The organism is Enterobacter cloacae complex sp. IR5401, assembly GCF_049238425.1.
GTDB lineage: Bacteria > Pseudomonadota > Gammaproteobacteria > Enterobacterales > Enterobacteriaceae > Enterobacter > Enterobacter hormaechei_C.
This window is the reverse complement of sequence record NZ_JBMKHN010000009.1, coordinates 14,402-27,855: the sequence shown is the minus strand read 5'-3', so window position 1 is coordinate 27,855 and position 13,454 is coordinate 14,402. Positions and strand designations below refer to the sequence as shown.

At 53.7% G+C, this 13,454-nt stretch carries 11 protein-coding genes; 5 read left to right on the top strand and 6 right to left on the bottom strand.

Going from position 1 to position 13,454, the window contains the following annotated elements:
- Positions 1 to 146 precede the first annotated feature (146 nt).
- Positions 147 to 830, bottom strand: a complete 684-nt coding sequence (locus tag ACOTX1_RS14500) for an extensin family protein (RefSeq protein ID WP_003859154.1) — start codon at positions 828 to 830, stop codon at positions 147 to 149.
- A 104-nt stretch (positions 831 to 934) separates the two neighbouring features.
- Here ACOTX1_RS14500 and ddlA point away from each other — a divergent pair, with 104 nt between their 5' ends.
- Positions 935 to 2,032 carry a D-alanine--D-alanine ligase gene (ddlA, locus tag ACOTX1_RS14495; protein ID WP_003859156.1) on the top strand — a complete coding sequence of 366 codons (1,098 nt, stop codon included), beginning with the start codon at positions 935 to 937 and terminating at the stop codon, positions 2,030 to 2,032.
- Between the two features lie 3 nt (positions 2,033 to 2,035).
- Here ddlA and ACOTX1_RS14490 read toward each other — a convergent pair whose 3' ends face one another.
- Positions 2,036 to 2,257 carry a DUF2754 domain-containing protein gene (locus tag ACOTX1_RS14490; protein WP_003859157.1) on the bottom strand — a complete coding sequence of 74 codons (222 nt, stop codon included), beginning with the start codon at positions 2,255 to 2,257 and terminating at the stop codon, positions 2,036 to 2,038.
- A 248-nt stretch (positions 2,258 to 2,505) separates the two neighbouring features.
- On the opposite strand from ACOTX1_RS14490, the gene ACOTX1_RS14485 reads away from it, so the two are divergent.
- Positions 2,506 to 2,808 carry a DUF2755 family protein gene (locus ACOTX1_RS14485; protein ID WP_003859159.1) on the top strand — a complete coding sequence of 101 codons (303 nt, stop codon included), beginning with the start codon at positions 2,506 to 2,508 and terminating at the stop codon, positions 2,806 to 2,808.
- Here the strand turns inward: ACOTX1_RS14485 and ACOTX1_RS14480 are convergent, their stop codons facing one another.
- Entirely contained in the window at positions 2,809 to 3,906 is a 1,098-nt protein-coding gene (locus tag ACOTX1_RS14480; RefSeq protein WP_023315499.1) for a DUF1615 domain-containing protein, read from the bottom strand.
- Positions 3,907 to 3,918: 12 nt separating this feature from the next.
- A complete protein-coding gene (sbmA, locus tag ACOTX1_RS14475; RefSeq protein WP_003859162.1) occupies positions 3,919 to 5,139 on the bottom strand; it encodes a peptide antibiotic transporter SbmA in 1,221 nt (406 codons plus the stop codon).
- Positions 5,140 to 5,490: 351 nt separating this feature from the next.
- Here sbmA and ampH point away from each other — a divergent pair, with 351 nt between their 5' ends.
- On the top strand, positions 5,491 to 6,651 hold the full coding sequence (gene ampH / locus ACOTX1_RS14470) for a D-alanyl-D-alanine-carboxypeptidase/endopeptidase AmpH (RefSeq protein ID WP_003859164.1): 1,161 nt from the start codon (positions 5,491 to 5,493) through the stop codon (positions 6,649 to 6,651).
- A 2-nt stretch (positions 6,652 to 6,653) separates the two neighbouring features.
- On the opposite strand, the gene ACOTX1_RS14465 is transcribed toward ampH, so the two are convergent.
- Together ACOTX1_RS14465 and ACOTX1_RS14460 are read right to left on the bottom strand one after the other, a co-directional pair.
- The gene (locus ACOTX1_RS14465; protein WP_003859165.1) at positions 6,654 to 7,280 is read right to left on the bottom strand and encodes a helix-turn-helix domain-containing protein; all 627 of its coding nucleotides are present in this window, start codon (positions 7,278 to 7,280) and stop codon (positions 6,654 to 6,656) included.
- 88 nt (positions 7,281 to 7,368) lie between these two features.
- On the bottom strand, positions 7,369 to 10,143 hold the full coding sequence (locus ACOTX1_RS14460; protein ID WP_023315498.1) for an autotransporter outer membrane beta-barrel domain-containing protein: 2,775 nt from the start codon (positions 10,141 to 10,143) through the stop codon (positions 7,369 to 7,371).
- Positions 10,144 to 10,595: 452 nt separating this feature from the next.
- Between ACOTX1_RS14460 and hemB the strand changes: the two genes are divergently transcribed.
- Positions 10,596 to 11,570 (top strand): porphobilinogen synthase, encoded by a 975-nt coding sequence (gene hemB / locus ACOTX1_RS14455; protein WP_003859169.1) that lies wholly within the window; start codon positions 10,596 to 10,598, stop codon positions 11,568 to 11,570.
- A gap of 128 nt (positions 11,571 to 11,698) precedes the next feature.
- A complete protein-coding gene (locus tag ACOTX1_RS14450) occupies positions 11,699 to 13,423 on the top strand; it encodes a lysophospholipid acyltransferase family protein (RefSeq protein ID WP_023315497.1) in 1,725 nt (574 codons plus the stop codon).
- The last annotated feature ends 31 nt before the right edge of the window (positions 13,424 to 13,454 follow it).

Sequence of the window (13,454 nt, the reverse complement as noted above, 5' to 3'; positions counted from 1 at the left end):
GGCGAATTCGCCGACAGATTAGCAAGTTACGCGCAATGACATAGCGCCAGAGATGCGGCCTTGCAGACTTTGGTGTTTTATCTTCCCAGTCATCATATTTGTGAAATAAGTCACAATTTATCCAAATTTCGGCGGAAGATTATGCTTCATCGACATAATCCATATCCGCGCATTCCCAGATGGAAATGGTTGGCATGGGCGGCATTATAGTCCGGTCCCAGACCGTTACCGTAATAACCACAGCTTGCCGAGAGCAGCGCCTGTAGCCAGGGCTGCGTCTTTTCCGCTTTCCAGCCGTTTAGAACGGTAACACGCTGTCCGTTTGCCAGCCTGAAAGCGCTGATATCCAGCGCATCCGCCGTGGCATGTTCGCTGCGCCGCGCATCCGGGCGGCTGTAGATATTGCGGCAGGCAAAGCTGCCCAGATGTTCAATACGCGCAAGCTCGCTTCCCGTCCAGGTTTTGGTGAGCGGCCGGGCCTGCTGGCTGACAAACAGCGCCGAACTTAACGCCAGCGGGCAACTGGCAAGAAAGCTGCTGTTCAGACTGACCGGGCCAAAATCACGTACGCGCACCACGTTACTCAGTGGACACTCCCCGGCGCTGTCAGCGACCGCCTGGGTACGGATAAGCCGACGTTGGTTCGCCTGCGTTAACAGGCTTTCGCACGCCTGGGGGGTTAAACGCCGAAGTTTAAACTGGGTTATTTTTCCGGGCGGATCGTCAAGCGTAAGCGGCACGAAAGGGTTGTACTGCGACGGCAACCAGCGGTAGCCCACCGTGACGATCCCGGCAATAACAATAAGAATAAACAGACCTTTTCCTTTCACGCGCCCCCCTTCAGCATCCCTCAAAACATTATGGCAGAAGGCCGCGAAACCCGCCGGGCATCGTGGTATGTTATTGGCTTTTCGTCAGACTGGAAGAGAGTGAGATGGCAAAGCAGCGCGTAGGTATTGTCTTTGGGGGAAAATCGGCAGAGCACGAGGTGTCATTGCAATCGGCTAAAAATATCGTTGATGCGATTGATAAAAGCCGTTTTGACGTGGTGCTGCTGGGCATAGATAAACAGGGCCAGTGGCATGTTAACGATGCCAGCCAGTATCTGTTACACGCTGACGATCCGGCGCACATCGCCCTTAATCCTTCTGATATCAGCGTCGCAACGGTTCCAGGCGTGGTACAGGGACAGCTTATCGATGCCGGGAACGCGCAGGCGCTGGCACAGATTGACGTGGTGTTTCCTATCGTTCACGGCACGCTGGGCGAAGACGGCTCCCTGCAAGGCATGCTGCGGATGGCGAACCTGCCGTTTGTCGGTTCCGATGTGCTGGGCTCTGCCGCCTGCATGGATAAAGACGTCACAAAACGTCTCCTGCGCGACGCCGGTCTGAATATTGCGCCGTTCGTGACGCTTACTCGTGCCAACCGCGATAAACATAGCTTCGCGCAGATCCAGGCGCAACTCGGCCTGCCGCTATTTGTGAAACCAGCAAATCAGGGCTCGTCCGTTGGCGTCAGCAAAGTCACCAGCGAAGCGCAGTTTAACGAAGCCGTTCGTCTGGCCTTTGAGTTTGACCATAAGGTGGTGGTTGAGCAGGGAATTAACGGACGCGAAATTGAGTGCGCCGTACTGGGCAACGACTTCCCGCAGGCGAGTACCTGCGGTGAAGTAGTGCTGAACAGCGACTTCTATTCCTACGACACCAAATATATTGACGACAAAGGTGCCCAGGTTGTGGTCCCCGCCGCGCTCGATCCTGACGTTAACGACAAGATCCGCGCGATCGCCGTTGAAGCCTATCAGGCGCTGGGATGCTGTGGGATGGCGCGCGTCGACGTGTTTCTGACGCCGGATAACGAGGTGGTGATTAACGAAATCAACACCCTGCCGGGCTTTACCAATATCAGCATGTACCCGAAACTGTGGCAGGCCAGCGGGATAAGCTATCCGGAACTGATCACCCGCCTGATTGAACTGGCGCTGGAGCGTCACGCCGCTGACAGCGCCCTGAAAAGCTCCGTTAACTAACGGTTAGTCGGTTTTCTCTGCCGTCGTCGTCTCATCGGGGCGACGGCGGATAATGAATCCCGCCAGCCAGAAACTGATTACCCAGGTCACCAGCCCAACCGCATAGGTTTGCCAGCCTTTCGCTTCAAATCCCAGCAGCCCGACAACACCGTTGAGAATAAAGATCAGCCCGATCGCAAAGGCGTAGTAATGCCAGTCACGGCGTAGTTTGGAAGTGAGCTTCATGACAACTCCGGCAGAAAAAAAACTATCCTCTCACAGTTTGATAAAGGCGTCTGTGGCGGATACGTAAATTCTGAAAAGCAGCGCAGTTTCACTTATGTTATCAATTTGTGACGTGATGCAGAATTCGACAATCCAGGAGAAATCCTGAACCGAATTTCCCACGATTCTGATATTGACAAATGCTATGACCTGTCACACTCACCCTGTACGACGCGTATTAAAACAGAGTGATATTTTCGGGAGGTCTTATGGCAGACTTTACATTGTCGAAACCGATTTTTGGCGGAAAACAACCAAAAACCTCCACGGCGGGGAATATTGCCTATGCCCTGTTTGTTCTGTTTTGTTTCTGGGCAGGAACCCAACTGCTGAATATGCTGGTGCATGCTCCTGGCGTGTATGAGCATCTGATGCAGGTGCAGGATACAGGCCGCCCACGCGTTGAAATCGGTTTAGGCGTGAGCACCGTATTTGGACTCATTCCCTTCCTCGCGGGCAGCATGGTTCTGGGCGTGATTGCCCTCGTCCTGCGCTGGCGCAATCGCCACTGATTACAGTCCCATACAGCGTGCCCGACGATCGTTCACGCGTTTCGCGAACCAGGCGGTCGTCAGGTTACGCGTGATCTTCGGGCTTTCCAGCTGAATCCCTGGCAGAATGGCTCTGGGTAATGCCTTTCCACTTTTCTTCTCGGCCAGCGCAAAGACCTGCTTATAGAGATCCGTTTTCTCAAACGCCAGGCTGTCGCCCTTCTCCAGCTGTCGGCGAATGTCGTTGTTGCTCATCTCCAGCTTCGTCGAGAGTTTTCGCACCGCACGTTCGGTGGTCCCAGCCTCACTGCTGCCGTATGCAATGAGATCGCCATCCAAAGCGAGCTTCACACCGCTGGCGCGGCTTACCGCATTCTGGAAGGCTGCATTTCGGCTGGCATACCAGCCCGCATTAAAGTCGGCAAAGCGATACAGCGGTTTATCGTAGTTGGCCGGATAATTCAGCAGGTGATACGTCCCAAACCACAGCCCACCGCGCAGAGAGAAGACCTCCTGACGCACCGTACCATCGATACCCCACGGATAGCCGTCGGTATGCTTTTCCGCAAATGCGATACTCACCTGCATCGGACCGCCGGTATGCACCGGATTCAGCGATCCAAACAGCTTCTGCCCCATCGGCACCATATTGATGAAATCATCGAAAATGGCGCTAAGCTGCTTCTCGGTTTTCACCGTATCCAGCCGTTCGCTATAGCTTTTACCGTTTGGCGAGGTGATTTTAAGGGCGGTATGTACCAGGAAAACCGGGATATGCATCGATTCGGCCCGGCGGTCGATCTCTTTCCAGGCGATTTTGTTCAGGCCAGGCACAACAGGATCTGACTGATACATCGATTCCTGCTGCGCCACCGCGAGCACCGAGCAGATATTCTCTTCGGTAGGCGCGATCTTCTGGCTTTTGAAGGTCGTTGCCAGCGCATCAGCCCACTCACTGCGATCCTTCACGCTGGCGGGCATCTTCTGCCGCACCACGCTCGCCACATCCACAGGCTTCTCCCCTTCTTTGAGCGGGGCAGCCCCTTTTTCGGCACAGCCCGCCAGCACGAAAGCGGCGAGTAACGTCAGAGGTAATGCACGTGGTACGGCAAATGGCATAGCAATTCCTTTTTAACCTAATGTATGGGTGACTTCCTGCACGTCCTTATCGTCCAGCTCACGCTCGAAACTGCGTAAACGTTTGTAGATGGACATCAGCTCCACAAGCGTAGTCCAGGAGCTAATCAGATACTGGAACGAACCGCGAACCTGACCAAAGACGTTGGTGATTTGGGTCATCAGACCGAGCGTAATCGTACCCGCAACGATGGACGGGAACAGCAGGAACAACCCGAAAACGTTATCAACCTGAAGATAAAGAATGCGCGCGATATTGAAATACATGTAATGGAAATAGAGGCGGAAGTAGTTACGACGTACGGCGCCAAACAGCTCACGCACGGTAGGCGGTGACGCACGGTTGGCATCGTCTTCACCATACACCAGCTCTTTACGGTAGGCCGCTTCCACGCGCTGGTTTTTAAACTCCAGCCCCGGCAACTTGATCCCTACCACCGCCAGCAGCCCCGTTCCCATCAGCGACCAGACAATCGCGGCAATCACCAGGCCGTAGGGCAGATGGCCGACAATCGGCAGCTCCGGAACGTGCGACGAGAGCGTCACCAGCACCGGCAGGAAGGCGATCAGCGTCATGATGGCGTTGATAAAGCTCACGCCCATATCTTCCAGAGTAGAGGCAAAACGCATGGTGTCTTCCTGCACACGCTGTGCGGCACCTTCGATATGTCGCAGGTGCTGCCAGTGCGCCATATAGTGTTCGTTCATCGCGGTACGCCAGCGGAACACATAGTGGCTGACGAAAAAGTTATTCATCACGCCGATCACCACGGCGATGAGGGCGATGCCGAGGAAGATCCCCACCTCATGGTAGAACTGGTTAATGGTCACTTTATGCGGCGAACTCAGCGCCGTCTGGATCAGATCGTAAAACGGCGCATACCAGGCGTTGACCGCTACGCCCACCTCAACCAGGAACCAGGTGACAAAGATGATTAACGACGTGCCGAGAATCGACCAGTATTGCCAGCGGTGAGGAGAATAGACAAACCAGAACATGGCAAAAAGCCCTACGCAGAGCACGTAATAAGCGTAGAAAAGCAGATAGCTCATGGACCAGAAGCGCGCTGCGCTAATGGGAATATCGCCCGTTGCCCCCGTAAGACGGGTCAGCCACGCGCCGCCACCGGCCTGCCAGAAAATGACAGCCAGCAGTGCCCAAATAAATGCCGACAGGAAAAAGGGCCCCGGCTTTGGGAAAAAAGACTTAAACATTGTGCTTCCTTCTTGTTGTTATGGCTGTTGCTGTGTTCAACATATCGCCACACGAAACCTTGCCTGTACCAGCCTCCCGGCTCAGGCAAAAAAGTGAGACCTGCGGGTGAATTATTAGTTCGCTTCCCAGTTTTCAAGAATCGTTTCGGTGCGTTTCATTCGCAACAGCGATCGTAGCGTCTATCATACGGTCGATGTCACAAAATGGGAGCCACGCTGCAAGTAAATTGTTCAAATTTACCCACGGTTACGTTTTTCTCGCTATCGTTATGCAAATCGGGCCATTGCCCGACGCCGATTAGTAGTATAACTACCCGTAACTTTCCTTATTCACTTGATGGATGCTTTTCGTTGAAACGTTGTCTGCTCTCTATCGCCGCGCTGTGTGCGGTGAGCCTGTCCACCGCCCAGGCAGCCCAGCCTCTGACGGCCCCGGTTCTGGCCTCTGACATTGCCGATCGCTACGCGAACCTTATTTATTACGGCAGCGGTGCGACGGGAATGGCGCTGGTCGTGATCGACGGTAACCAGCGGGTGTTTCGCAGCTTCGGTGAAACACGACCGGGAAATAACGTTCGTCCGCAGCTGGATTCCGTTATCCGTGTCGCGTCGATAACCAAGCTGATGACCAGCGAAATGCTGGTGAAACTGCTCGATCAGGGCGTGGTGAAACTCGACGATCCGCTCAGCAAATATGCGCCGCCCGGCGCTCGCGTTCCGACATATCAGGGAACGCCGATCAGACTGGTGAATCTGGCGACCCATACCAGCGCCCTGCCGCGAGAACAGCCCGGTGGCGCTGCGCATCGCCCTGTCTTTGTCTGGCCAACCCGTGAGCAACGCTGGAACTACCTGAGCACAGCAACCCTGAAATCGGCCCCGGGCTCGCAGGCTGGCTATTCTAACCTGGCGTTTGATCTGCTGGCCGACGCTTTAGCGACGGCCTCGGGTAAGCCCTACCCTCAACTGTTTGAAGAGCAGATCACGCGTCCGCTCGGGATGAAAGATACCACTTACACCCCCTCCCCGGACCAGTGCAAGCGTCTGATGGTGGCGGAAAAAGGGGCCAGCCCGTGCAATAACACGCTGGCCGCCATTGGCAGCGGTGGAGTTTACTCTACGCCTGGCGACATGATGCGCTGGATGCAACAGTTCCTCTCATCGGATTTTTACGCGCGCAGCAATCAGGCCGACCGCATGCAGACGCTCATCTACCAGCGTGCTCAGTTACGTCGCGTCATTGGCATGGATGTACCCGGTAAAGCCGATGCCCTCGGCATGGGCTGGGTGTATATGGCGCCAAAAGATGGCCGACCGGGGATTATTCAAAAAACCGGTGGAGGTGGCGGATTCATCACCTATATGGCGATGATTCCGCAATCAAACGTAGGTGCTTTTGTGGTGGTCACCCGGTCGCCAAATACACGCTTCGTGAATATGAGTGATGGCGTAAATAATCTGGTGGCCGAGCTGAGCGCCAATAAAGCGCAGGTGCTTACGGCCTCTAACTGATCTCAATAGTCCGTGGGCAAACGGTTGATACTGACCAGTTTGCCCCGGCTCATATTGATGTAGTTCCCCTGACGCAGCGCCGCCAGAACCTCCGCAACGACCGAACGAGAAATACGCGTGCTACGCTGAATATGATTCATAACACCAATTTTTGAACGTAGCGCGTCATCCCACTCGGCCATATTCAACAGCATCGCCCGAATTTGGCTATAGGAATTATTTCCAATCAGCTGTATATCACGTTTTCCCAGTAAATGGTTTAGCCATGACAGCCAGCAGAAAGCTTCTTGCCAAACATGCGCTTCTTGAATAAGTTCGCATGCAGTAGAGGCAGGCAAATAAAATCCGGTACAAGGTGTTTGTGCAATCAGAGAATATTCAAGATAGTTGTCATTTATCCATGCGCTTAAACCGTGGATATACGGTGCCCGAGCAATACCCATAAGTAATTCGTCTGATTTACGGTGGACGGCAGTCAGACCGGATTGTATGACAACGGTCAATGGTTCATCATCATTATTGCCGGTAGTTATTAATTGTTGTGGTTCGGTCTTAAATGGGGTACCGGCGATTTCCAGACACTTAATGAGCCGGCTTAATTCAGAAAGTGGTTTCGCATTAACGTTCATGCATACCTCAAGTCATCTGTATCTGTCGGTTCTTTATTATTTTTAAAGCACATAAAAAAGCGGGGGCAAAATCCCCCGCGTTTTTTTCTTACCAGGTATATTTCACACCCAGGTTTGCTCCCCAGTTCTGGTCAACATCGCCGCCGCCCAGATAAGTCGCATCAGTGTAAGCACTGAAGTTTTTCGTGAAGCTGAACTGAGTACCCAGTCCCACGCGAACCGCAGAGCCTTCTACGCCGTTATCAATGCTGTCGTTGTTGATATCAGCATTGTTGTCAGCATCGTCATACACGTAAGCCAGTTTGAAGTAAGGCGTTAATGCCTGCTCGCCGCCGTAGTTGAAGGTATAACCTGCATCCACGCCGAGTTCATAACGCATACTGTCGTAAGACTGACCATCGATACGCATGTCGTTGCTTAACTGGTAGTCATCACCGGACTGGAACAGGCCAGAAATCGCCGCGTAAGGCGTGACGTAGCCAGACAGGTTTGGTTTCCAGTCATAGCCCAGTTTCATCCCGAAACCAACGGCGTCAGTCGTGGTATTACCGTCAACATACTGACCATTGCTCATGGTGGCAGAGAGCTCGTTGTTGAAGCGGGTGTAACTCAGTGAGCTGTCGAGGAAGATATCGTTCATGAACTTCGCCGACGCGTAGATCATCGCAGTCTGGCTGTCCTGATCGACCTGACCCGTACGATCGCTGATATCACCCTTCGCGAAACCAGCCGCACCACCGACAATCCACTTCGCGTTATTACCGTCGATCTGAGTATCCAGACCTACCATAATGCCGCTTACGTCCTGATCGTAGCTAACGGTGCCATTATCCGCGTCAAAGTTGCCGCCGAAATAGCTCACCCATGCGCCGCCGTTATCTGCCAGGCCATGACGGCTGTTGGTCAGACGGGTACCCACGGTATCCTGTTGCAGATTCCAGATGTTGGTATTAGCAGAAGGAATGCTCAGCGCCATGTTGGCGTAGTCAGTCAGCTCTTCCTGCTGGAGAACAACGGTGTCGCCCTTCTGCTGCGCCTGATAGGTGTATGCACCTAAATCAGCTTTATTTGCCGCAGTAAAGCTGGCAGCGGTATCCGCGTTATTGTCATAGACGCGAATGATCTCTTTGTTTTTGTAGTCAGCTACGGAGCCTGCGCCGGTCGCATCGTCGATGCGCACTTTATAGTTACCGGCAACGTCACCGTTCACCGCCAGATGACCGTCAGAGTTCAGCGCGACAACACCATAGTCGTAGTCCGCTTTATTGCGATCGTTGGTGATATACCGTGCGTTGTTCAGGTCGCTGTTCAGCACATAATCGCGGCTGGCAACGTTGAGTACACCGCCATCGGTCAGCACCATATTGTGCGTATCAACCTGACCCAGACCCAGCGCCAGCTCTGCACCGTTGTCCACGGTAATGGTGTTGGCATACAGCTCAGCTGTCTCTTCAGTCAGTGCCGCACGGCTGTAGCTATCCAGATACAGGCTATCGGTTGCTACCGCGCCGTTGTCGCCGATGTTCAGGCTAGACGCATTGGTCAGGGTGATGGAATCCGCCAGCAGGCCGGAGTTTTCAACATTGACCTGAGACTGGTTGTTCACCGTCAGCGCGTCGATGTTGGAGATCTTACGGGTATCCCACTCGGAACCGTTATCCAGCGCCACGTTGAACAGGCCGCTCTGATAAACCTCTTCGCCTGCAACGTGACCGTTGCTATCAAAGGTAGAATCAGGCCAGATGCTGTTTGGAGAAAGTGCATGCCAGTCTACATTGCTGTAGCCTTCACCATACATCTGCGCCGTGCCGATGGCCTCAACGCTGGACTGCGCGGCACCCACCCATTTACTGCCGTTGGTCAGCGTGACATCCAGCTTGTCGGTATCATCCCAGCCGTTGGTAGTTGGGTTATAGATGCCGTCATCGGTGGTATCCGTTGCCGGATCGCCATTCTCGTAGAAGTTGTTATCAAAGGTGCTGGAGAAAAGGATGTCGCCGGTAATGGTAGAGTGATCGAAGGTAGCGGTGGTCTGCATAGCGTTATCAGACGCGCCAGCCACAACGATCAGCGCCGCATCATCCGCAGCCGTGGCGTTGGTTTCACCGTAGTCGCTCGGCTTCGCCGTTTGACCGTAGAAGCCGCTGGTACCCAGATCGCTGTACGCACCGGAGGTCAGCACAGAGTCTTTCACCACCAGCGTATCGGTAAAGACATTGCTGCTGTTAGCAACGCCTTCAACACCGTCGTATGGCGTGTTATCCAGATCCTGGTAACCCTGCGTCAGCGTGATACCCGCAACGTGGGAATTGTTCTGAATAACGATATCAGATTCAACGTCCAGCGTGATGGCGTTACCCAGATCATAGGTGTCCAGATAATGCGTTTCAGTGGTTTCGCCATTGACGACATCATACGCGTAATGCTCGTAGGTATCGTTGATGGTGGAGTTATCAACGGTCAGGCTAAAACGATCATACTGGGTATGAGCGGTGCCGTCAGTATCTACGCCATCTGCACACGTCGTGGTCATACACTCTGAGGTGATCATGCCATTAATGGTGCTGTTAGAAATACTCAACGCGTTCGCACGGCCATTGACACCATCATCCAGATAGTATGTCGAAATAACTCCGTTTACGGTTGATTTATTGACGACCGGATAAATGTCACCATCATGTGTGGCATCTGAATAATTCCAGTCAGCATAACCATAATACCAGGGCGTGGACGCAGTATTGTCATATCCAAAAGTATTATATGTCGTGCCGGATATATCTTTCGCATTGGCCTGAGAAGCGATAGCCAGTGTGCAGGCTAATGCAAGTTGTGATACAACCAGTTTCTTTTTCCATGTTTGCATTGGGTCATCCCTCCTCAGGGACGTAAGCAAGTTTGTCCATCAAATCATTTAGCAACATTAAATTGCGGAAGGAATTATGCAGTTTCACTTCGAAAAGGTTCAATGAATGATTCCATTAAGTCCGTATTCAGACAAATAAGCTTATAAACCCACGGCAATATCAATCATTATGAATAAATATTATAAATTCAACTGATTGCAAACTACTTTAGTTGCTTCGACACATATAATAAAAAGCAATTAATCATTTATATTTATAATCCCAAACCAATATAGAAGCCTCACCAATATTACACGCCACGCTGAACATCAGAATAAGATTTATAATATAGACTAAATACATGCAGCGTATATTAGTCGATTTCGAAAATCTAAAAGACAACTTTAGTAAAACACCGCTCCCTGCTTTCAGGTACACTATACCTCTTTGTTCCACAAACATCAGGCATACCATGACCGATTTAATTGCACGTCCCCGTCGCCTGCGCAAGTCACCCGCACTGCGCGCCATGTTTGAAGAGACAACACTGACCTTAAACGATCTGGTGTTGCCGATTTTTGTTGAAGAAGAGATCGATGACTACAAAGCCATCGACGCGATGCCGGGCGTGATGCGCATTCCTGAAAAGCATCTGGCCCGCGAGATCGAACGCATTGCGAATGCGGGCATCCGCTCGGTGATGACGTTCGGTATCTCCCACCACACTGACGCGACCGGCAGCGATGCCTGGAAAGAAGACGGCCTCGTGGCACGCATGTCGCGCATCTGCAAAGAGAGTGTGCCGGAGATGATCGTCATGTCCGATACCTGCTTCTGCGAATACACCTCTCATGGCCACTGTGGTGTGCTGTGCGATCACGGCGTGGACAACGATGCGACCCTGCTGAATCTGGGCAAGCAGGCGGTGGTTGCCGCCGCCGCGGGTGCGGATTTCATTGCGCCTTCTGCGGCAATGGATGGGCAGGTACAGGCGATTCGCCATGCGCTGGATGCCGCGGGCTTCACCGACACCGCCATCATGTCCTACTCCACCAAATTCGCCTCCTCTTTCTACGGTCCGTTCCGTGAAGCAGCGGGCACGGCGCTGAAAGGCGATCGTAAAACCTATCAGATGAACCCGCTGAACCGCCGCGAAGCGATTCGTGAATCTCTGCTTGATGAAGCCCAGGGCGCTGACTGTCTGATGGTGAAACCGGCTGGCGCGTACCTGGATATCCTGCGCGACATTCGCGAACGCACCGAACTGCCGCTGGGCGCCTACCAGGTGAGCGGTGAGTACGCGATGATCAAATTCGCCGCGCAGGCGGGTGCCATCGACGAAGAGAAAGTGATCCTCGAAAGCCTGGGGGCGATCAAACGTGCGGGCGCGGATCTGATCTTCAGCTATTTCGCGCTGGATCTGGCCGAGAAGAAAATTCTGCGTTAATCCGCTTTAGCGCCGGGTGGCGACTTCGCCTTACCCGCCCTGCTCTCTGCGCTAATCTTCACCAAACTGCAATACAAACGACATCTCCTCCTTCTACTGTCTGGGCAAGACGGCAGGAGGAGTGATCAATGTTTAGTCTCGACAGCGTTCTTGATGACCTTTGGCCTCAGGCGAGGCCCGCACCCTGGCAAAAAAGTCTGTTAAAAAGACTGCTTCACGAAGACGAATTTCAGCAGTTTGCTGCCAGCCACCGTCACCTGAAAGGGCTGGATATGGTGGATCAGGTTCTGGAACACCTTGATATTCACTGCTCCGTTTCCGCCCGCGATCTCGAACAAATCCCCGAACACGGCCCACTCATAGTGATAGCGAACCACCCCACTGGCACGCTGGATGGGCTGGCGTTGCTGTACGCCGTTTCCCGCGTGCGCCGCGACGTCAGGGTTGTTACCAACAGGATGCTGTCCCACCTTGAGCCCCTCAGTTCATTGTTTATTCCCGTGGATAATATGGGCGGCAGAACCGCAAAAGCTTCGCTGATACAGATGGAGCAGCACCTGCAAAACGCCGGTGTGCTGATCTTCTTTCCGGCGGGCGAAGTTTCCCGCCCAACGCGCAAAGGCATACGCGATAAAAAATGGCATCCGGGCTTTATCAAGCTGGCTGGCAAATTACGGGTGCCGCTACTTCCGGTACATATCCAGGCGCACAACAGCCTGCTGTTTTATGCCAGTACCCTGGTCTCGCCAACGGTATCCATGCTGCTGTTGATGCAACAGATGTTTCGCCGCCGTCACAGTCAGTTGCCGATCAAAATCGGCCAGCAGATTGCCTGGAATGACCGGTTTAGTTCTACCCTTTCATCGCGTGAGATGGCCGAGCAGTGTCGTCAGCACGTGATACGTCTTGGCAAGGGATTGCCTGGCGTCTTTAAAACCCAGTGCGCCATTGCCCGCCCGGAAGACAGAGCCACGCTGAAGCGAGAACTGGCGCAGGCCGAGTGTCTGGGAAAAACGAGCGATGGTAAGGCCATCTATCTTTGGCAGCGCAACGGGCAGGAAGAGGCGCCTCTGCTGCGCGAGCTGGGGCGGCTGCGCGAGATTGCCTTTCGTGCCGTGGAGGAAGGCAGCGGGAAGCGGCGGGATACGGACAGCTACGATGATGACTATCTGCACCTCATTTTGTGGGATGACGATGACCTGGAGATTGTCGGCGCGTACCGCTTTATGCCAACGGCCATGCAGGTGGAAAAGCGCGGCGTCGAGGGGTTGTACAGCTACAGCCTGTTCCACTACGACGAAAAAATGCAGGACATACTGGAGCACGGCATTGAGCTGGGGCGTAGCTTTATACAGCCGCGCTACTGGGGGCGTCGCGGTCTGGACTATCTGTGGTCAGGTATTGGCGCCTATCTGGCACGCTATCCTCATTACCGTTACCTGTTTGGCCCGGTGTCCATCTCCGGGGGGTTACCGCCTGCCGCGCGGGATCTGCTGGTCGCCTTTTACCGCCTGTGGTTCCCGGCGACGCATCCGCTAGCCGCCTCGCGCCAGCCCTATCCCGCATCCCTGCCAGACGTGCTGGCGCAATTTGGCGGGGTGGATTACGTGGATGACCTGACAAAGCTCAAATCCCTGCTCGGCAACCTGGGCTGCGGCATCCCGCCGCTCTACAAACAGTATTCCGAGCTATGCGAACCAGGCGGCGTGCAGTTTATCGATTTCGGCAGCGATCCGGCGTTCAATAACTGTATCGACGGGCTGGTGCTGGTGGATCTGTGTTATCTGAAGGCGAACCGCTATCAGCGGTATATAGAGGCGCACTTAATACCCTCCCCCCTGCCCTCTCCCTAAAAGGGAGAGGGTGAAAACCGCACCGGTCAGT